The 18,129-nt window shown below is 56.0% G+C and carries 22 protein-coding genes; 12 read left to right on the forward strand and 10 right to left on the reverse strand.

Annotated features, from left to right (window positions below; all coding sequences use genetic code 11):
- Positions 1-67 precede the first annotated feature (67 nt).
- On the forward strand, positions 68-613 hold the full coding sequence (locus tag IEX74_RS04905) for a hypothetical protein (protein WP_188811615.1): 546 nt from the start codon (positions 68-70) through the stop codon (positions 611-613).
- 120 nt (positions 614-733) lie between these two features.
- Here the strand turns inward: IEX74_RS04905 and IEX74_RS04910 are convergent, their stop codons facing one another.
- From IEX74_RS04910 to rocD, 5 genes are all read right to left on the reverse strand, one after another.
- Positions 734-1,258: a GNAT family N-acetyltransferase gene (locus IEX74_RS04910; protein WP_188811617.1), complete on the reverse strand. Its 525-nt coding sequence runs from the start codon at positions 1,256-1,258 to the stop codon at positions 734-736.
- Positions 1,259-1,294: 36 nt separating this feature from the next.
- Positions 1,295-2,494, reverse strand: coding sequence for a transglutaminase domain-containing protein (locus IEX74_RS04915; protein WP_188811619.1), 1,200 nt, complete (start codon positions 2,492-2,494; stop codon positions 1,295-1,297).
- 98 nt (positions 2,495-2,592) lie between these two features.
- Positions 2,593-3,585: a porphobilinogen synthase gene (hemB, locus tag IEX74_RS04920; RefSeq protein WP_188811621.1), complete on the reverse strand. Its 993-nt coding sequence runs from the start codon at positions 3,583-3,585 to the stop codon at positions 2,593-2,595.
- Between the two features lie 162 nt (positions 3,586-3,747).
- On the reverse strand, positions 3,748-4,299 hold the full coding sequence (locus tag IEX74_RS04925; protein ID WP_188811623.1) for a hypothetical protein: 552 nt from the start codon (positions 4,297-4,299) through the stop codon (positions 3,748-3,750).
- Between the two features lie 98 nt (positions 4,300-4,397).
- The gene (gene rocD / locus IEX74_RS04930; protein ID WP_188811625.1) at positions 4,398-5,642 is read right to left on the reverse strand and encodes an ornithine--oxo-acid transaminase; all 1,245 of its coding nucleotides are present in this window, start codon (positions 5,640-5,642) and stop codon (positions 4,398-4,400) included.
- Between the two features lie 222 nt (positions 5,643-5,864).
- Here rocD and IEX74_RS04935 point away from each other — a divergent pair, with 222 nt between their 5' ends.
- Positions 5,865-6,779: an LEA type 2 family protein gene (locus IEX74_RS04935; RefSeq protein ID WP_188811627.1), complete on the forward strand. Its 915-nt coding sequence runs from the start codon at positions 5,865-5,867 to the stop codon at positions 6,777-6,779.
- A 22-nt stretch (positions 6,780-6,801) separates the two neighbouring features.
- Here the strand turns inward: IEX74_RS04935 and IEX74_RS04940 are convergent, their stop codons facing one another.
- Positions 6,802-7,176 carry a hypothetical protein gene (locus IEX74_RS04940; RefSeq protein ID WP_188811629.1) on the reverse strand — a complete coding sequence of 125 codons (375 nt, stop codon included), beginning with the start codon at positions 7,174-7,176 and terminating at the stop codon, positions 6,802-6,804.
- Between the two features lie 232 nt (positions 7,177-7,408).
- Between IEX74_RS04940 and IEX74_RS04945 the strand changes: the two genes are divergently transcribed.
- From IEX74_RS04945 to IEX74_RS04985, 9 genes are all read left to right on the forward strand, one after another.
- On the forward strand, positions 7,409-7,576 hold the full coding sequence (locus IEX74_RS04945; protein ID WP_188811631.1) for a C1orf53 family protein: 168 nt from the start codon (positions 7,409-7,411) through the stop codon (positions 7,574-7,576).
- A gap of 114 nt (positions 7,577-7,690) precedes the next feature.
- Positions 7,691-7,930, forward strand: coding sequence for a 50S ribosomal protein L28 (gene rpmB, locus IEX74_RS04950; RefSeq protein WP_188811633.1), 240 nt, complete (start codon positions 7,691-7,693; stop codon positions 7,928-7,930).
- A 275-nt stretch (positions 7,931-8,205) separates the two neighbouring features.
- The gene (gene rpmG / locus IEX74_RS04955; protein WP_045689232.1) at positions 8,206-8,388 is read left to right on the forward strand and encodes a 50S ribosomal protein L33; all 183 of its coding nucleotides are present in this window, start codon (positions 8,206-8,208) and stop codon (positions 8,386-8,388) included.
- An 8-nt stretch (positions 8,389-8,396) separates the two neighbouring features.
- On the forward strand, positions 8,397-8,558 hold the full coding sequence (locus tag IEX74_RS04960; RefSeq protein WP_188811634.1) for a DUF4295 domain-containing protein: 162 nt from the start codon (positions 8,397-8,399) through the stop codon (positions 8,556-8,558).
- A gap of 181 nt (positions 8,559-8,739) precedes the next feature.
- A complete protein-coding gene (gene ftsY / locus IEX74_RS04965) occupies positions 8,740-9,714 on the forward strand; it encodes a signal recognition particle-docking protein FtsY (RefSeq protein ID WP_188811636.1) in 975 nt (324 codons plus the stop codon).
- Between the two features lie 102 nt (positions 9,715-9,816).
- Positions 9,817-11,130, forward strand: coding sequence for a 30S ribosomal protein S12 methylthiotransferase RimO (gene rimO / locus IEX74_RS04970; protein ID WP_188811644.1), 1,314 nt, complete (start codon positions 9,817-9,819; stop codon positions 11,128-11,130).
- Positions 11,131-11,269: 139 nt separating this feature from the next.
- Entirely contained in the window at positions 11,270-12,850 is a 1,581-nt protein-coding gene (gene bshC, locus IEX74_RS04975; protein WP_188811646.1) for a bacillithiol biosynthesis cysteine-adding enzyme BshC, read from the forward strand.
- A gap of 1 nt (position 12,851) precedes the next feature.
- Positions 12,852-13,445, forward strand: a complete 594-nt coding sequence (locus IEX74_RS04980; protein ID WP_188811648.1) for a 5-formyltetrahydrofolate cyclo-ligase — start codon at positions 12,852-12,854, stop codon at positions 13,443-13,445.
- Positions 13,446-13,481: 36 nt separating this feature from the next.
- Positions 13,482-14,069, forward strand: a complete 588-nt coding sequence (locus IEX74_RS04985) for an ExbD/TolR family protein (protein WP_229755125.1) — start codon at positions 13,482-13,484, stop codon at positions 14,067-14,069.
- 72 nt (positions 14,070-14,141) lie between these two features.
- Here the strand turns inward: IEX74_RS04985 and IEX74_RS04990 are convergent, their stop codons facing one another.
- The 4 genes from IEX74_RS04990 to mnmC2 all read right to left on the reverse strand — a co-directional run bounded on the left by IEX74_RS04990 (position 14,142) and on the right by mnmC2 (position 17,554).
- A complete protein-coding gene (locus IEX74_RS04990; RefSeq protein ID WP_188811650.1) occupies positions 14,142-14,675 on the reverse strand; it encodes a GDYXXLXY domain-containing protein in 534 nt (177 codons plus the stop codon).
- Positions 14,676-14,681: 6 nt separating this feature from the next.
- Positions 14,682-15,911, reverse strand: a complete 1,230-nt coding sequence (locus IEX74_RS04995; RefSeq protein WP_188811652.1) for a DUF2157 domain-containing protein — start codon at positions 15,909-15,911, stop codon at positions 14,682-14,684.
- An 87-nt stretch (positions 15,912-15,998) separates the two neighbouring features.
- On the reverse strand, positions 15,999-16,763 hold the full coding sequence (gene map, locus IEX74_RS05000; protein ID WP_188811654.1) for a type I methionyl aminopeptidase: 765 nt from the start codon (positions 16,761-16,763) through the stop codon (positions 15,999-16,001).
- A gap of 116 nt (positions 16,764-16,879) precedes the next feature.
- A complete protein-coding gene (mnmC2, locus tag IEX74_RS05005; protein WP_188811656.1) occupies positions 16,880-17,554 on the reverse strand; it encodes a tRNA (5-methylaminomethyl-2-thiouridine)(34)-methyltransferase MnmC2 in 675 nt (224 codons plus the stop codon).
- A 140-nt stretch (positions 17,555-17,694) separates the two neighbouring features.
- Between mnmC2 and IEX74_RS05010 the strand changes: the two genes are divergently transcribed.
- Positions 17,695-18,126 (forward strand): thioesterase family protein, encoded by a 432-nt coding sequence (locus IEX74_RS05010; RefSeq protein ID WP_188811659.1) that lies wholly within the window; start codon positions 17,695-17,697, stop codon positions 18,124-18,126.
- Positions 18,127-18,129 lie beyond the last annotated feature (3 nt).

Raw genomic sequence — 18,129 nt, forward strand, 5'->3', positions numbered from 1 at the left:
GACAATTTCAAAGCTTTATAAAGCCTTCCGCTGTATCTTCTCGCGCCTGTTTCACTAGTCATGTTTTATGAAGATACTGCTAAGCACCGTTGCCTTATTATTCAGTTTTATAACTGCTTTTGGTCAAGCTCAAAGCCCCGCGGCTGATCTGGTATCGTGGAGCGCCAAACATCGCCTGAGCGTCAGCGACTTTGGCGTTAAGCTGAAGAAAGGGAAAGTAGGAAAAGCCGGGTTTCAGCTTGCTACCGAAACGCGCACCAACCTCTACACGCACCAAAAACGGGTTATCGTGCGCAACAACATGGTGCGTTCCGCCTCCAGCATCAATCCTGGGCAGCACGTGCAGGAGCAGCTGCGCTTCCAGCAAACGCTGTTCGACATCATGGAAATTTACGCCCGCCAGCTGCGCCAAGCCACTCAGACGCCCACCGCCGCCACTTCAACCGCCAGGAAACCTGGCCCGGAAGAGCAGATTGTGGCCGCCGCGGCCAAGCGCCGCCAGCACTACGGAGTCGACACGCAGTACGGCACGCTTGCAGCCAAGCAGGCAAAATGGGAGAAGACGATCAAGCAGGAGTTGGCTGCTTTGCAGAGTTTCGCGGTGCCGGAGTGAGTGTAGAACGATGTAGCGCGAAGCTCCCGCTTCGCGTATCGTTGAACGACTAATACCGGTGGCTTTTCAACGATTGTCGTTCAACGACACGCGAAGCAGGAGCTTCGCGCTATAACCTAGCTAGGCCAGCCGCTTCTCGTAGCAAAAGAACCGCAAGCCTGGCCGAAACCCCAGCGAGATTTCGCCTGCAAAGCGGTAACCTAGCTTCGGAAAAAGCCGCTGCGTGGCCTTGTTTTCGGAGTTGGTATCGACGCGCAGCACCTGCACGCCCTGCTCGCGGGCTAGGTCTTCGGCTTTGTTCAGCAGTGCAGCCGCCACGCCCTTGCCCTGAGCAGCGGGATCTACGGCGAGCCGGTGCGTAACCAGCGCAGTTTCGGTTACATCCCAATCGGCTTGGATATATTCCTCGTCCTGGTCGTTGGTGAGGGCCGCTATGCCGACCAACTCACCGTCGAGCTCGGCTACCCACAGGTGCTGCCGGTCTATATCCCGCTGAAAAACAGCCTCATTCGGGTAATCAGCCGACCATTGCAGGTTGCCGGCGGCATTCATCAGCGGCACTACCCGCCGAACAAGGCCCAGGATTCCGGGCACATCAGCCGCGGTAGCTCGGCGTAAAGATAAGTTAGAAGCGTGGTAACTCAAGTCAGTAGGTGAAAGATGGTTAGCTTAATGCTGCAATCAGCGCATCATCTCATTACGGCCGCCAATACTACTAACATTCATGAACAACGTGGGCCGCAAAAGCTTGCCCGTGCGCAGGTAATGCGCCATGAAGGCCTCACAATTGTGCAGCTTGGCTTCGGCTTCCTGCAACGAGCCTTCAAACTGCTTCACAATGGTCTGGTTTTCGGCTCCCTGAAGGTGCACGGTTGCCAGCAGCGCCCGCGAATGCTCAAAATCGGCAGCTATTGGCGGTAGTAGCTGCTGCAACTGCGCGTCGGTTTTCTTGGGCTGAAACTGCCGGTTGAAGAATTCGATAAAGGAATTCAGCTTGTTGGCGCCTTCGCTGAACGCTTGCATAGCGTCGTTGTACGCTTCAATATGGCAGCTCTCTTCCTGCTGACGGCTGTTCGCCAAATAATTGAAAGTCAATCCGTTTCTTACACCATTACGCTCTATCCGGCGGTTGGTGGCGTGCAGCTGTTGCAGGGGCGTTTGCTGCTCGTACAGCGCCACCGAATCGGCGAAGGCAAACGCGGGCTTCGGCTCGGCGGGCACAATTCCTTGCTGAAACTGCTGCGGCGTCCGGGGCGCCCGCAGCAGCTGCCACAGCGGATCAAAAGGCATGTGCGTTTCAATGAAGCGTGCGGGCTTCACTTTGTAGTACTCGTTGCTCAGATGCGGCACAAACGTATCATTTGAGACGTGGCCCGCGGCCCAGGTTGGGTCCATCAGGTACCACTGCCCGTCGATGCGGGTGGCGCACCACACGTGGCCCACCGCCGATTTCAGGCTGCCGTAGCCAGCTACCACGTAGCTCTTTAGGCCCGCTTGGTTTGCCAGAGCGCTGTATAGCTCGGCGTAGTGCCGGCAAACCCCGGTGCGCTTCGCCAAGGTTTCCTGCACCACGACTGCCGGTTCTCGTTGAAATTCAAGCATGTACTGATTCTCTACATCGTAGCGAATGTTGCGGGCTACCCACACAAACGCCGCCCTAGCTTTATCCGCTTCCGTTGAGAACGAGGCGTTGATGTAGCGCGCCAGCCCGCCCACGGTGTGCGTAGCGGAGTCGGGCAGCTGCCGCATCTTCGTGTCCACCGCCTGGTAGATGTTCGGGGGCGGCGTGCGGCTTTTAACTGACTGTGCCTGTGCCGTTACGCTGAAGCTATACCCCACCAAGCTAGCTACGAGAGCATATTGATAAAAACGCGTAAACATCGGCGCACTTAAGAATCAGATATAAATAAAATTGGGCAAACCCTGCGGCTCACACCACAGAGTTTGCCCAATGGCAAAAAATCAGCCAGTCGCTACTTTTAACCGCGCTTCAGCACGGCAGCCGCTTCCTTGGCAAAGTAGGTCAGGATGGCATCGGCACCGGCGCGCTTGATGCTCATGAGCACTTCCATCATAGTTTTTTCACCGTCGACCCAGCCGTTCTGGGCGGCAGCTTTCACCAGCGCGTATTCGCCGCTCACGTTGTAGGCCGTAACGGGCAGCGTGGTGGCATTGCGCACTTCGCGGATGATATCGAGGTAGCTCAGCGCGGGCTTAATCATTACCATATCAGCACCTTCTTGCTCGTCAAGAGCTAGCTCCCGCAGCGCTTCGCGGCGGTTGGCGTAGTTCATCTGGTAGGTTTTCTTGTCGCCTTTCTTGGGCGCTGAGTCTAAGGCGTCGCGGAATGGACCGTAGAAGGCCGAGGCATACTTAGCCGTGTAGCTCATGATGCTCACATTGCTAAAGCTGTTGCTGTCGAGCACGTCGCGGATGAAGGCCACACGGCCATCCATCATGTCGCTGGGCGCAATAACGTCGGCGCCGGCACGGGCCTGCGCCAGTGCCATCTGGCCGAGTACTTCTAGGGTGGAATCGTTCAGGATTTCGCCGGATTCGGGGTCCACTACGCCGTCGTGGCCGTCGCTGGAGTACGGGTCCATAGCCACGTCGGTCATGAGCACAACTTCCGGAAACTGCCGCTTGATTTCGGCGACGGTGCGCAGATAAAGCCCGTTCGGGTTGGCGCTTTCGCGGGCAAGGCGGTCTTTCACGCTGTCTTCCAGCCCCGGAAACGGCGCGAAGGATTTGATACCTAGCTCAACGCAGGCGCCAATTTCGTCGATGATGCGGTCGGGCGAAAAGCGGTGAATACCCGGCATTGATTTTACTTCAATAACCTGGTTCTGCCCCTCGATCATGAAGATCGGGTAGATAAAGTCGTGAACGGAAAGCGTAGTTTCCTGTACTAAGTCTCGAATTACCTGCGACTTACGATTGCGCCGAGGCCGGTGCGTGGGGATAATAGCCATACTACATTCAGAAGATTCAACCGGGGAGAACAACGCCGGCAAAGGTAAGGTTGCCACAAAGGCGATTTTAAACAGCTGTCATTCCGAGCTAAGCGAGGAACCTGAGTTTATGATGCAGCAACGCTACTCAGATTCCTCGCTTAGCTCGGAATGACAGATCGGTTACAGCTGAAACAGCTCATTCGCCACTTCCAGCCAGGCATTAGGCCCCAACAAGCCCTTCATAAAGAAGAAATAACCCAGCAGGCCAATCGGCAGCCCCACAAAGAAGCCCGCACCGCCGCCAATCAGGAATCCAGCTACCACACCGGCCACAACTAGCACAATCCCCAGCACCAGCAGCGCCGGTTTGCCTTCCCCTTCTTCCCGCACGCCACGCCGCGCGGCAGTGTTCGGTTTATTTACCAGCTTTGGGCGCATTGTGCGGCTGGCTACTGTGGCTCGCTGCTTTAAGAATTGAGCCGCTTTGGCTTTCGCCGTTCTTGGCAACCTAGCTTCGCGGCGCGGCACAACAACGTTCAACGGCTTAGCACTGTGCTTTTCTACCGCTGATAAGCTAGGTTCAGCGGCCGGCAAAGGCTCCGGCTTATTTGCGAATGCAGTTTGTTGCTCACGCGGGGCTGTAAGCTGAAACATAGCCTGTTCGCTGCGGCAGCTGGCCAGTAGCGTCAGGATAATCAAGGCCAGAAAGCGACTCGGAGTAGATATGATCATGCGGGTAACGAAAAGCGGACTGCTCATCGTAGGGAAGCCCGCTCAATTAGGAATGAAGCGCTTGTGGAGCCTGAGTTTGAAACCTAGGTTGCCGGCAACTAGAAAGCCAGGATGACCTGCTCGATAACGTCGCAGGCTTCGTGCAGCTGCTCTTCGGTGATAACCAGCGGCGGGGCAAAGCGAATGATGTCGCCGTGCGTTGGCTTAGCCAGCACGCCGCGTTCCATCAGCGCCACGCACACATCCCAGGCGGTGCGACCATCCTCGAAAGGCGTGATAACCACTGCGTTGAGCAGGCCTTTGCCGCGCACTTCTTCAATTACCTGCGGGCGCTTGGCCTGCACCTGGCGCATCCGTTCGCGGAATAGCTCACCTAGGTTTGCCGCATTGTCGGCCAGCTTTTCTTCCTGCACTACGTTCAGCGCGGCGCGCAACACGGCGCAGGCCAGCGGATTACCGCCAAACGTGGAGCCATGCTGCCCCGGCTGGATGGTGAGCATAATTTCGTCGCGGGCCAGCACCGCCGACACTGGCAGCACGCCACCCGATAGCGCTTTGCCCAGCACCAGAATATCGGCGTGCACGCTTTCGTAATCCGTCGCCAGCAGCTTGCCCGTGCGACCTAGCCCTGTCTGAATTTCATCAGCAATAAACAACACCTTGTGCGCCTGGCAGATGTCGTAGGCTTTGGCCAGGTAACCTTCCGAAGGCACCATCACCCCCGCTTCCCCCTGAATCGGCTCAACGAGGAAAGCACATACGTGCGGATCTTTCACGGCTTCTTCCAGCGCACCTAGGTCATCGTAAGGCACCACCTGATAGCCAGGGTTATACGGCCCAAACCCGCCGGTGCTTTCGCGGTCGGTGCTGAAGGAGATGATGCCCGTAGTGCGGCCGTGAAAGTTGTGCTCAGCTACTATAATGCGCGCCTGGTTCGGGGCAATCCACTTTTCCTGGTAGCCCCATTTGCGGGCTAGCTTCAGGGCAGTTTCCACGGCTTCGGCGCCCGAGTTCATCAGCAGCGCCTTGTCATAGTTAAATAATTCACAGAGCTGTTTTTCCGCTTCACCGAGTTGGTCGTTGAAAAAAGCCCGCGAGGTGAGGGTCAGCTTTTGCGCCTGCTCCGTCAGCGCCCCGATGATGCGCGGATGACAATGGCCTTGATTAACAGCCGAGTACGCCGAAAGAAAATCGTAGTATCGTTTGCCTTCCACGTCCCACAGGTGCACGCCTTCGCCCCGGCTAAGCACCACGGGCAGCGGATGATAGTTGTGGGCGCCATAGCGGTCTTCGAGAGCCATTATCGCCTGGCTGCGGCTGGCGGTAGCAGAAGTAGCGTCCATAAAGAGAAGAGTAAATTGGTGGGAAGGGCTACGAGAGCGGTAGGCTCAAACTTACGGAAAAAGCGCACGCAGGGCTGACTACTCAATTTTACACTACCTCAACAATAACCCTAGACACGCTGTGCCCCGTACCTCTACCAACAGCGAATAAAGCACTGAAGCTCAACCGCATTCAACCTAGCTTTCCCGGCGCAGTGCCTAGTTTGCTATAATCCCCTCTGTATGGCCTCCCGCTCCTCCAGCAACCGCAACTACCGTAGAAAAAGTCACCCCATCCGGAATACCCTCTTGATCCTGCTTTTGCTGCTCGTAGTGGCCGGCGTGGTTGGCTATTTTGCAACGAACCGCGGCAAAGACCTGCTCCCAACCCTGAGCAACGTTAGTATGCAGACCGGTAACATCACACCCGATTCGCTGAAGGCCCAGATGCGCGTGCAGCTCCGCAATAATGTGCCCCTGACGATGAAGGTGGACAGCTTCCGCTACGTGACTTACATCGACGGCACGGCCATCAGTCGCGGGGCCAAAGACCAGCCGACGGTGGTGCAAAGCAGTGGTATGAGCACGCTCAGCATTCCCGTGAACATGGACCTTAGCAAGGTGGCGCACAAGATAAAATCCATCCAGCGCGACTGTGTCGACGTGGCCATGACGATGGATATGTACACGCATCTGCCGCTGCTCGGCACCGAGAAGATTCCGGTGCGGGTCAGCAAGCGCATCTACGTGCCGAAACTGCCGCACTTCGAAATTGCCGACATCGACGTGACTCACCTAGGTTTGAAGGACGGCCAAGCCACCATCACCATCAAAGTGACTAACTACAACCCCTTCCCCTTCACCGTGAAGAATGTCGCCTACGACTTCCGTATCAGCGACGACATGCAGGTGAAAGGCGTGGAAACCAAGGACGTATCCTTCCGCAAGCGTGGCACCGAGCTGATGCCCATCCACGTGAAATTTGAGCCCAAAGCCATGCCGAAAGTGGCGTTCAAAACCTTGTTTAAAGCCAAGAAGACACCTTACAACCTAACCGGCACCATCACGGTAGCGGCCGGCAAGCAGAACCCCAAAGACAGCAAAGTAAAATTTCAGAGCAGCGGCTCACTTCAGGACTTGAAGAACATTCCAAAGTAGAACTCTGAATGTATAGCTAGCTTTACTGCTGAAGACTAGCGATGTATTTACCAACGAAGTTTCCCTCTTCCGAACCGTCGGACCGGGTAATAATCCAGTCCAGTACGTGCTTCTCCGAGAACGTGATAACCTGTCCTTCCTGGTATTCCCTGACTGTATCTAAATCACTGACGATTACCGCAGTTATAGAATCACGCGACCAATCCTGTACCTCCGCAAACACCTGCTCGAACACACCGCTTTTGTCGAAAATGCGAGCCGTCAGGAGAAGCTTCTCATCCGATTCAAGACCGAGCAGGTAGCGTTGCTTGGTGTGGGGCAATGAGCGGTGGGCCCGCAGTATTGGCGCAGCGATGACTGCATCAAGCTGTTTTTTCACCCGGATAGCTTGTTCCATCTCAGGCAAATCAGCGTGCGCTGTTAGCACTGGCTTATCAGCAAGGCACTGCTGCGCGGAACTACAAACACTCGCTACCAGGATAAAAGCACCTGTTAGTATAATTTTAACCATATACTGAAGCCGTCGGATACGATAAAAGCTGCTTTACCTTAAGCAGATAGTACTGGCGCGGCTCCATCCAAATAGCGTTCCTAAGTTCGCGTCAGGTTGTATCTTGCGGCCTTCTATTATGCCCAACGTCACGCCGCAACCGCTGCAACCCGGTGATTATTACCTCACGCCGGAAGGTTATATAGTCTTCACCGAGCAATATCATTTGCGGCGCGGCTACTGCTGCCAAAGCGGCTGTCGGCACTGTCCGTGGGGATTTCGCAAGGAAAAAAAGCCGCGTTCTTGAGCTTCCAACCTAGCTAACCTGCTATTTTTCAGCTTAGGAGTTTGGTCTTGTCAGACTTTTACCGATATTTGCGTCCCTTTTTCCAGCATTGAAACCTCTAAGTCTCTAAATATCATGGCCCGAGTTTGTGATCTGACCGGCAAGCGTACCCGCGTAGGCAACAACGTTTCGCACGCCAACAACAAAACCAAGCGTAAGTTCTACCCGAACTTGCAGAAAAAGCGCTTCTACATTCCGGAGCAAGATGCTTGGGTAACGTTGAAAGTTGCTGCCTCTACTATCCGTACCATCAACAAGAACGGCATCATGGCCGTGTTGAAGAAGGCCAAGGAGCAAGGCTTCATCGTCTACTAGCTTTCCCTTCAGGAGCTTCGCAGCGCAAGACCTAGGTCTTATACAAGCCGCTTTCTCCTGACCGCTTTACCGGCAACGGAACAAGCCCGCATCCTCGGATGTAGCTGCTCGTTTCGTTGCCGCTTTTTTAGGTGCCTGCCTGAGCCGTCAGGTGCCGAGTACGTGCGTTTCAGAGAACCAGCAGCTTATAAATAAAGTACATAGCCGGCTGACTATTTGATAATTTCAAAAAACGCCGTACCTTTGCAGTCCTTAATCCAAAAAACCCAGTCGAGATGGCTAAGAAAGGAAACCGGGTGCAGGTAATCCTCGAGTGCACCGAGCACAAGAACTCGGGACAGCCGGGTACCTCGCGCTACATTACCACGAAGAATCGTAAGAATACGCCTGAGCGCATCGAATTGAAGAAATTCAACCCCGTGCTCAAGAAGATGACCGTTCACAAGGAAATCAAGTAAGCTGAGCAATGGCTAAGAAAGTAGTAGCAACCCTGAAAACCGCAACGGGCAAAGACTGGGCAAAAGTCATTCGCGCCGTGAAATCTGACAAGACTGGCGCCTACACGTTCCGCGAGGAAATGGTGCCCGTTGACAAAGTTCAGGAGTACCTGACCACCGGAGTCAAGTAGGCTTCGCCTGATGGCGTTTTACCTGAAGTGAAGAAGTCCCGCCAGCGTGGGACTTTTTTGCGTTGTAGCGCGAAGCTCCAGCTTCGCGCATCGTTGAACGGCTAGCTCCTAGCTGTTACATTGGTCGTTCACTCTCAGCAACGACACGCGAAGCTGGAGCTTCGCGCTACCCCCGAACTACATGGGACTTTTCGACTTTTTCAAGAAGGACAAGGAAAGCAAGGAGCAGCAGGAGTCGCTGGATAGAGGTCTGGAAAAGACCAAAACCAGCTTCTTCAACCAGCTCAGCAAGGCTGTTGTCGGCAAATCTAAGGTCGACGAAGAAGTGCTCGACGACTTGGAAGGCGTGCTCGTGCATGCCGACGTGGGCATTGATACTACTGTAAAGGTTATCAAGCGCATCGAAGATCGGGTGGCCCGCGACAAATACGTGAGCACCGGCGAGCTGGACCGCATTCTGCGCGAAGAAATTGCCGACCTGCTGTCGGATAACAACTCCGGCTCAACGGCCGTGCTGGAGCGACCGGACAACACCGGCGCGCCTTTCGTGATTATGGTGGTTGGGGTGAACGGCGTGGGCAAAACCACGACCATTGGTAAGCTAGCCCACCGCTTCCACTCGGCCGGCAAGAAGGTGGTGCTAGGTGCCGCCGATACGTTCCGGGCCGCCGCTGTCGACCAGCTGATTATCTGGGGGCAGCGCGTGGGGGTACCGGTTATTTCGCACGGCATGAACACCGATCCGGCGTCCGTCGCCTACGACGCGGTGCAGAAAGGCGTTGAGATGCAGGCAGATGTAGTGATTATCGACACCGCCGGCCGCCTGCACAACAAGGTGAATCTCATGAACGAGCTATCGAAGATTAAGCGCGTGATGCAGAAGGTGATTCCGGATGCGCCGCACGAAGTTCTGCTCGTACTGGATGGCAGCACCGGGCAGAATGCTTTTTTACAGGCCAAAGAATTTACCAAGGCCACCGAGGTTTCGGCCCTGGCTATTACCAAGCTCGACGGCACGGCCAAAGGCGGTGTGGTTATTGGCATCTCCGACCAGTTCAACATCCCCGTGCGCTACATCGGGGTGGGCGAAAAGATGACCGACTTGCAGCTTTTCGACCGTCGCACGTTTGTCAACTCGTTGTTTTCCAAGCAGTAAAAGCTATTGCTATCGGTAAAAACTAGTTCTCACCTTGCAACAAGGAGGGAACTAGTTTTCTGTTCTCAGCCTTAGCTCAAATCATATCAATTCAGCAGTACTGTGAAAGTTAGAAGCCAGCAGGCCAATAAAGTAAACGTCATTACCCTAGGTTGCTCGAAGAACGTGGTCGACTCGGAGGTTCTCATGGGGCAACTACAAGCCAACCAATTCGAGGTAACACACGAAGCCGAGCAGTCCGACGCTAACATTGTGATTATCAATACCTGCGGCTTTATCGATAATGCCAAGCAGGAAAGCATTGATACTATTTTGCGCTACGCCGACGAGAAGGAAGCCGGCCGCTTGGAAAAGTTGTACGTAACTGGCTGCCTCTCTCAACGCTACAAAGACGACCTGGAGGTGGAGATTCCGCAGGTTGATGCTTATTTCGGTACGCTGGAGCTGCCGCAGATGCTGAAGGTGCTCAACGCTGACTACAAGCACGAGCTGGTAGGCGAGCGGCTGATTACGACGCCCAAGCACTACGCTTACTTCAAGATTGCGGAAGGCTGCAACCGCCCGTGCTCGTTCTGCGCCATTCCGCTGATGCGCGGCAAGCACGTTGATCGGCCGATTGAGGATCTGGTACGCGAAGCCAAGCGCCTCGCCAGCATGGGCACTAAGGAGCTGATTCTCATTGCCCAAGACCTCACCTACTACGGCCTGCAACACTACGGCGAGCGGAAGCTGGCCGACCTGATGCGCCACCTCTCCGACGTGCCCGGCATCGACTGGATTCGTTTGCAGTACGCCTATCCGTCGCAGTTCCCGTTGGATGCGCTGGATGTGATGGCTGAGCGCGAGAACATCTGCAAGTACCTGGATATGCCCTTGCAGCATATTTCGGATAACATGCTGAAAACCATGCGTCGGGGCATCTCGAAGCGCCGCACGATTGAGCTGGTGGATACCATCCGCCAGCGCGTGCCGGACATTGCTTTGCGTACGACGCTGATTGCCGGTCACCCCGGCGAGACGCAGCAGGATTTCGAGGAGCTGTATGATTTCGTGGCCCAAACGCGCTTCGACCGGCTAGGTATCTTCACTTACTCGCACGAGGAAAGCACCCATTCGTATACGCTGGAAGACAACGTGCCCGCCGAGGTGAAGCAGGACCGCGCCGACCAGATCATGGAGCTTCAGCAAGGTATCTCGCTGGAAATGAACGAGGAAAAAGTAGGTCAGACCTACAAAGTACTCTTTGACCGCAAAGAGAGCGGCTACTTTGTGGGTCGTACGCAGTACGACTCGCCCGAAGTAGACAACGAAGTGCTGGTGCCCGCCACGCCTGATACGTACGTGCGCATCGGAGATTTTGCCACGGTGCAGATCAATGACGCCTCGGACTTCGACTTGTACGGCACGCTGGTGTAAGCTAGCTCCGCGCTACAACCGCTCGAAGGAACATTTACGACACTCGCGGGTTCTGCTTGGAACCCGTTGCAAAAGCAGACCCAACGCGGGTCTGCTTTTTTTTTGCGGACTTTTGCACCTGCACCCTCTGACTTTCGTCATGCCTCTTCATCACCTCGACTATAAAACAACCGGCGCTTTTTCCTCGCTGCTTACGGATTACCTGGCTCAGCACCCAGCGCTCCAGCCTTATTATCAGCGCTTTCCAACGCTGGAAGCGTTTGAGGCTCAGATTGAGGAGAAGAAGCAAGCCTACTCGCCCGAGGCGCGTCAGCGCCTGGTTGCGGCGCTGCGGGAGCAATACGCCAGCCTGGCTGATGTACACCCCAGCGTAGCGGCCAACCTAGGTCTGCTGGAAAAAGACACTACGTTCACGGTAGTTACCGGGCATCAGCTGAACTTGCTCACCGGACCGCTGTACTTTGTTTATAAAATCGTGACGGCCATTAAGTTGTGTCAGCAGTTGAAGGAACGCTACCCGCAGTACGATTTCGTGCCGGTGTACTGGATGGCGACGGAAGACCACGATTTTGCCGAAATCAACCACTTCAACCTGTTCGGCAAACGCTACGAATGGGCGGCCGACAACATCGGTGGGCCGGTAGGGCGCTTAAATCTAGGTGGCCTGGCAGAAGCTATTCTGGATCAATTGCCCGCTGATGTGCCAGCGTTATTCCACGAAGCATATCGTGAATCGGCGACGCTGACGGAGGCGACGCGCAAGCTCACGCACGCGCTGTTTGGGGAGCTAGGTTTGGTCAGCCTTGATGGCGACGATGCCGCGCTGAAGCAGACCTTCGTGCCTGTATTGGAGCGTGAAATTCGGGAGCAAGCTTCGAACCAGGCCGTGCAAGTTACTGATGATCAATTGGAAGAGGCCGGCTACAAGCCCCAGGTTTACTCACGGCCAATCAATCTGTTCTTCATCACGGAAGAAGGCAAACGGGAGCGACTGGAACCCGAGGACGACTGTATTGCGGTGCGCAACACCAGCCGATGTTACAGCCAGGAAGAGCTGCTAACCCTAGCCCAGCAGCACCCGGAGCAGTTTAGCCCGAACGTAGTGTTGCGCCCTCTGTATCAAGAGATTCTGCTACCGAACCTGTGCTACGTGGGTGGCGGTGCGGAAGTCGCTTACTGGTTTCAGCTCAAACAGGTATTCGCCGATAACGGGATGCCTTTCCCGATCCTGCTGCCGCGCAATTCTGCCCTGTACCTAGGTCGCGCTAACGCGGGCAAGCTCCGCAAGCTAGGTCTGACACCAGTCGATTTGTTTAAGCCGCTGTCCGAGCTGAAGAAGCAAGTAGGCGCCGCTCTTGGTCAGGAAGAAGTGAGCCTGGCTGCTCAGCAGCAGGCACTTGCGACCATCTTCAAAGAGATATCCGACCTGGCCCAGCGCCTCGACCCAACCCTGGTGAAGACCGTGGCCGCTGAAGCGCAGAAAGTGGCTGGCGGCGTGACAGGCCTGGAAAAGCGCCTGAGCAAAGCCGCCGAAGCCAAGCACGAAACGGCTTATTCGCAGCTTACCGCGCTGAAAGACAAGCTATTCCCTGGCGGCAGCCTGCAAGAGCGTGAAGACAATGTGCTGTCCATTCTGATTAACAATCCGCAGTTTGTGTCGCAGTTGTTAGAGGCGTTTGAGCCGCTGGCGCTGCAGTTTGCTATTCTGGAGGAAGAATAGCGTGCGCAAAGCCGACCTCCGCCGACAGATGCTAGCTCGCCGTCGTGCTTTAGCAGCCGAGGAGCTAGCCTCCCGGAGCAAGCTGCTGTGCGAGCAGCTGTTTCGTCATTTTGAAGTAACGAAGTGGCAGTGGCTACACTTGTTTCTACCGGTTACCTCTCAGAATGAGCCGGATACATGGCTGATTATCCAGCGGGTATGGCGCGAGCAGCTGCCGATGCAACTGGCGGTGCCCGTTGTGCAGCCGGATACGGTTAGCCTGCGCCATTATCATCTTACCCCCGCAACACCGCTGGCAGAAAACCGCTGGCATATTCCCGAGCCGGTTGGGGCGACGGAAGTAGCGCCCGCAGCCTTCGATGCGGTGTTGCTGCCGCTGCTGGCTTTCGATGAGCTAGGTCACCGGGTAGGTTACGGGAAAGGGTTTTACGACCGATTTTTGCTGGAATGCCGGCCGAAAGCGCTGCGAGTTGGTTTGAGCTTAGAGCCACCCGTTGAGCGCATTGTCGATGCTTGGGCGGGTGATATGCCGCTGCACGCGTGCATCACGCCGGAGCGGGTGTGGCGGTTTGGCAGTACCGATCTAACAACCTAGGCCTTGGTTGATGAACCGCTATACCTAGGTTATATATTGATAAAGCAATACGGTGGCAAGTGGCTACGTTGGGTGAGTACCAATATCTTTCACCTCAACCAACTCACCAATATGGCCGAAATCCAGCCCTCCGCTTCCGCCGCGAAAGACGGCAAACCCCGCGCCCGCAAAGTGGGCTTCCGCCTCGACATGACGCCGATGGTAGACCTAGCTTTCCTGCTGCTCACGTTCTTCATGCTCACCACCACGTTCAGCAAGCCGACCGTGATGACGCTGAACATGCCCAAACCAGATGAGCACAGCTCCGAAATCCCCGCCAGCAAAGCCCTTACGCTCATCCTAGGTAAGCACAACCAAGTGCATTACTTCTATGGGGTGAACGATGCTCGCTCGCAGCCCGAGCTGCACACTACTTCGTTTGCGTCAGAAGGATTGCGGCAGCTGCTACTGGATCGGCAGCACCGGAAACCCGGCTCAGTTGTGCTTATTAAGCCTACGAATGAAGCGTCTTACCAGAACCTGGTGGATGCGCTGGATGAGATGAGCATCACCAACCAAAAGAAATATGCACTGGTTGACCTTGATCGGACTGATCGGGAATTGCTGAAGCAAAATGGGTTGTAAATAGCATCTTTCACTCAATAGCCCAGGGTTTAAACCCTGGGCTACGGAGCGGCTCAACAAGATTTGTAAAACCTAGGGCAGCACCTGCGCTTCCGTAATCCTGGCCTGGCCCCACGGGGCGATGCTCACGCGCACTAACATGTTGTGATGACGTCCTTTGCGCTCCAGCTCTTTGCCTTTGCCTTCGGGCACGTAGTAGCGCTCCAGGTTGTAGCGAATGTGCAGGCTGCGCCGATACCGGTCTTCGATCCAGCCGCGCAGCACAATTTGATCGGCGGGCAATTCGGTGGGCTCCTGAGCGTAGACGCGCACGGCCTCGTACGCCTCACCGGCCGGCCGCAGTACCACGTACACCGCCTGCCGACGACGCGGCAACGTAGTTTCCTGCCACAGCGAAATGGGCACTTGGCTAATGGTATAGTTCAGCCGCACGTAGTCGCCGTAGAGCAGGTCGCGCGGGTCGACGGGCAGCGTGCGGAGCGTAACCACGCGGCCGTATGCGGTGGTGGCGTACCCGGCGGCGGCTACGGCTAGGATAAACAGCATCTGCGCTGCCACGAGCAGCAGCACCCAACGCCGATGATTTGAGGGGAGCGGAGTGGCCATGCGCAGTTAAGACCTAGGTTTGTCGGTTGGCTCAGAAGAGGCCAGCGTTTGGGCAGCCCGCCGTTGCAGATACCAGCTGAGCCCCAGCAGCAACACGCCGCCCAGCAGGAAAAACAGCGACTTATCCATGAAGCCCCAGGTCAGCTTGAAGTAGGCCACGGCGGTGGTCAGGATGAACAGCACAGTGCCGAGGGTTACGCGGTCGGAGTTTTGCTCCTGGTGGGCGCGCCAGAGCAGCGTGCCGGTGTAGGCATACAGCACCACCAGCGCAGCAATAGCCAGCGGCAGCCCACCGGGCAGGTAGAAGCCGGGCAGCAGCAGCAGCCAATCGGTGGCGCCACCGAGGCGGCCGCGCTTGCGCTTAGCCACTAATGATAACCCAAACACTGCTCCCAGGGCAGCCAGGTACGCCAGTAGCGGCGGCCGGAGCATATCGGTGTAGCTGCCTGCTTCGCCAAAAACCGCCAGCCCTAGCATAAACAGGAACGCCGCCGCTATCGGCGGCCCCTGCATGGCGCGGCCCGCCGGCCGGTCGTTTTGCCAGTCGCCGAGCGTGTAGATCAGCATGGCACCCACAAAGAACCAGGTGATTTTGATGTGCAGAAAGCTCACCAGCAAGCCCGCCTGCCAGAGCAAACCTATTGCCAGCACGGTGCTAAGAAGTGCATCGGGGTGGCGCCACCAGTAATAACCTAGGCTCAGCGCGGTAAAAGCGGCCGTGGCGTAGCTGAAAGCGCCGAGCTGACCCGTGTTGTAGCCCTGCACAATGCAGCTGATAACCACCGTCATGATGAACAGCGCCCGGCTCTGATACAGGTACGTGAGGGCGGTAGCGGCCACGGCCCAGGCCACAAGCCCCGTAACGTCGTAGCCGATGAGCTGGTACATCTGGCTGACCAGAATGATAGAAGCGCCGAACAGGATCAGACCTAGGCCCGTCAGCCCAATGCCGAGGGAATGGTTGCCGCGGCGCAAAAAATGCTCGCCCGCGGCATAGCTCCCGGCCAGCGCGCTCAGCAGAATGCCCAGCCGCACCGTTTCCGGCAGCCCTTGCCAGTTAGCGGCAATCAAGCTCAAGGCGCTCAGGCCCACCAGCAAACTACCAAGCAGGGGCAGCAAGCCGATAGCCTTTTCATCGGGCGGGTAGAGCCCGAGCAGCCGCTGCTGCTGCTCGGCATTGATGATGCCCTGCTCCACCCACTTCGGGCTTTCCGTTTCAAGAAATTTACGACTCATAGCTTCTGCAACATACGCAGAATGCGGGAAGGCGGAGTCCTAGGTCAGGCACCTGGTCCGGCAGCTAGGTTTGCGGCAAATTTGCGGCTACTCCCAAATGCCGTTCATGGCGGTCAGGATGAGGGGCTTGCCATTCGTAACGACCAGCGTGTGTTCGTGTTGGGCCACAAAGCCGCCGCGGTTGCCCAGCAGCGTCCAGCCATCCTGCTGCTCCTCGGCGTAGCTGGAAGCCGTGGAGATGAACGTTTCGATGGCTACCACCGAGTTCTTCTTGAAGCGGGCCCGGTTGCGCCCATCGTAGCAGTTGAGGATATCGTGCGGCGCTTCGTGCAAGCTTCGGCCGATGCCGTGCCCGGCGAGGTTGCGAATCACCTTGTAGCCCGACTTTCGCGCTTCGTTTTCAATCAGGCGACCAATTTCCGCAATCTTCACGCCGCCTCTGATCTGCGAAATTGCCTTTTGCAGAATGCGCTTCGACGCCTCCACGAGCGGTTGATGCTTCTGGTGGTCTTGTCCTAGCACGAAGGAGCCGCCGTTATCAGACCAAAAACCATCTAGCTCCGCCGACACGTCAATGTTGATTAAGTCACCTTCTTTCAAGATTTTATGAGCCGACGGAATACCGTGCGCCACTTCCTGATTTACGCTGATACACGTCCAGCCCGGAAAATTATACGTCAGGCGGGGCGCCGACTTGGCACCTAGCTCCTGCAACAGCTGCCCGCCGTAGTCATCCAGCTGTTTTGCCGTCATGCCCGGCCGGGCATACTCCCGCATGTGTTTCAGCGTTAAGCCCACCGCTTCGCTGATTTTCTGCATTCCGAGCAGGTCGCTTTCTGAGGCTATTGACATGGCTTATCAAGTGGTGCTAAGGTCAGATGTCTAGTGGTTATAAATTACTTGTCCAATAGTTTAGTTTTCTGCATCCTGAATTTGCAGCGGCAAATGCGTGGCTTGCAGCAAACAGCCTACTGTTTGCTGGCTCGAGTCATTTCCCGTTTGCCCGCGGGGCCAGGCAGTTTTTCTACGAGCCAACCGGCTGCTTTCAGGCTGCGTCGGAAGCTACCCTTCGCGCAGTAGCTCGTGAGCAGGCAGCCCGGTGCGGCAGCTTCGTAAAGTTGGGCAAACACCTCTTCCGTCCACATATCGGGCTGCTTTTCAGGGGCAAAAGCATCGAAGTAGATGACGTCGTAGTGATTGGAAGCTAGGTGCGTTTCCTGCAAAGCGCCCGTAATCTTGCGCAGCAGAAAGCGCGGCAGCAGCGGCACGGCCTCATCCCAAGCGGCAGTGTGCAGTTGCTCATACAAGCTTAGTAACTCCGGATTCAGCAAGTAGCGCTCCGCCTGAAGGCTGCTGATGACGTCGGGCGCCAGCGGGTATTTTTCTACAGTATCGTAGGCGACGGCAACGGTAGCCGTGAGGCTGCGCTGCAAAGTCAGCACCGCGTTCAGCCCCGTACCAAACCCAATCTCTAACACCCGCACCGGACTCTTGCCTTTCGCCATAGCTGGCTCCAATCCAGCACCTAGGTACACGTGCACTGCCTCCTGCACAGCTCCGTGCGTAGAATGGTAGTGCTCATCCAGGGCCGGCACATAGAGTGTGCTGGAGCCGTCTTGGGTGGTGCGAACTTCTACTTGCATTCGTTTTTTTCGTTTAGAACATCAGACCAGCACAAGCAGCATTTCGCCTGCCAGGCTAGTGCTGACGCTTGAAAGTTACTATTGCCGGCGAGATGCTGCGTTGCCTCAACCTAACAGACCAGTAGAAACCATACAATAACATGGCCCGCGTAAAAGTAGCCCTCCCCGAGACATTCTTATTCACGGTCAAGATTCCCGTCCGCATCACCGACCTCAACTACGGCGCCCACCTCGGCAACGATGCGCTGCTCAGCATCTTACACGAAGCTAGGGTGCAATTTCTGCAACACATCGGCTTGCCGGAGTTTGAGCCCGAAACACAGCTAGGTCTCATTATGGCCGACGTTGCTATTGAATACAAAGGCGAAGCTTTCCACGGCGACGTGCTCCACATTCAACTAGCCGCCGCTGACTTAAACAAATACGGCTTCGACGTAGCATACTGGGTAAAAGCACAAGATGACCGCGAAATTGCGCGAGCCAAAACCGGCATGTTGTGCTTCGACTACAATACTCGCAAGCTCCGCGCCCTACCAACAGGCATTATTGCTCGCTTGCCAGAGCACAAGTAAGTA

The organism is Hymenobacter cavernae, assembly GCF_014641455.1.
Lineage (GTDB): Bacteria > Bacteroidota > Bacteroidia > Cytophagales > Hymenobacteraceae > Hymenobacter > Hymenobacter cavernae.

Coding starts and splice junctions, on each gene's coding strand:
- IEX74_RS04905 (WP_188811615.1), top strand. CDS start 68: ATGAAGATACTGCTAAGCACCGTTGCCTTATTATTCAGTTTTATAACT.
- IEX74_RS04915 (WP_188811619.1), bottom strand. CDS start 2,494: ATGTTTACGCGTTTTTATCAATATGCTCTCGTAGCTAGCTTGGTGGGG.
- hemB (WP_188811621.1), bottom strand. CDS start 3,585: ATGGCTATTATCCCCACGCACCGGCCTCGGCGCAATCGTAAGTCGCAG.
- IEX74_RS04925 (WP_188811623.1), bottom strand. CDS start 4,299: ATGATCATATCTACTCCGAGTCGCTTTCTGGCCTTGATTATCCTGACG.
- rocD (WP_188811625.1), bottom strand. CDS start 5,642: ATGGACGCTACTTCTGCTACCGCCAGCCGCAGCCAGGCGATAATGGCT.
- IEX74_RS04935 (WP_188811627.1), top strand. CDS start 5,865: ATGGCCTCCCGCTCCTCCAGCAACCGCAACTACCGTAGAAAAAGTCAC.
- IEX74_RS04940 (WP_188811629.1), bottom strand. CDS start 7,176: ATGGAACAAGCTATCCGGGTGAAAAAACAGCTTGATGCAGTCATCGCT.
- IEX74_RS04945 (WP_188811631.1), top strand. CDS start 7,409: ATGCCCAACGTCACGCCGCAACCGCTGCAACCCGGTGATTATTACCTC.
- rpmB (WP_188811633.1), top strand. CDS start 7,691: ATGGCCCGAGTTTGTGATCTGACCGGCAAGCGTACCCGCGTAGGCAAC.
- rpmG (WP_045689232.1), top strand. CDS start 8,206: ATGGCTAAGAAAGGAAACCGGGTGCAGGTAATCCTCGAGTGCACCGAG.
- IEX74_RS04960 (WP_188811634.1), top strand. CDS start 8,397: ATGGCTAAGAAAGTAGTAGCAACCCTGAAAACCGCAACGGGCAAAGAC.
- ftsY (WP_188811636.1), top strand. CDS start 8,740: ATGGGACTTTTCGACTTTTTCAAGAAGGACAAGGAAAGCAAGGAGCAG.
- bshC (WP_188811646.1), top strand. CDS start 11,270: ATGCCTCTTCATCACCTCGACTATAAAACAACCGGCGCTTTTTCCTCG.
- IEX74_RS04990 (WP_188811650.1), bottom strand. CDS start 14,675: ATGGCCACTCCGCTCCCCTCAAATCATCGGCGTTGGGTGCTGCTGCTC.
- IEX74_RS04995 (WP_188811652.1), bottom strand. CDS start 15,911: ATGAGTCGTAAATTTCTTGAAACGGAAAGCCCGAAGTGGGTGGAGCAG.
- map (WP_188811654.1), bottom strand. CDS start 16,763: ATGTCAATAGCCTCAGAAAGCGACCTGCTCGGAATGCAGAAAATCAGC.
- mnmC2 (WP_188811656.1), bottom strand. CDS start 17,554: ATGCAAGTAGAAGTTCGCACCACCCAAGACGGCTCCAGCACACTCTAT.
- IEX74_RS05010 (WP_188811659.1), top strand. CDS start 17,695: ATGGCCCGCGTAAAAGTAGCCCTCCCCGAGACATTCTTATTCACGGTC.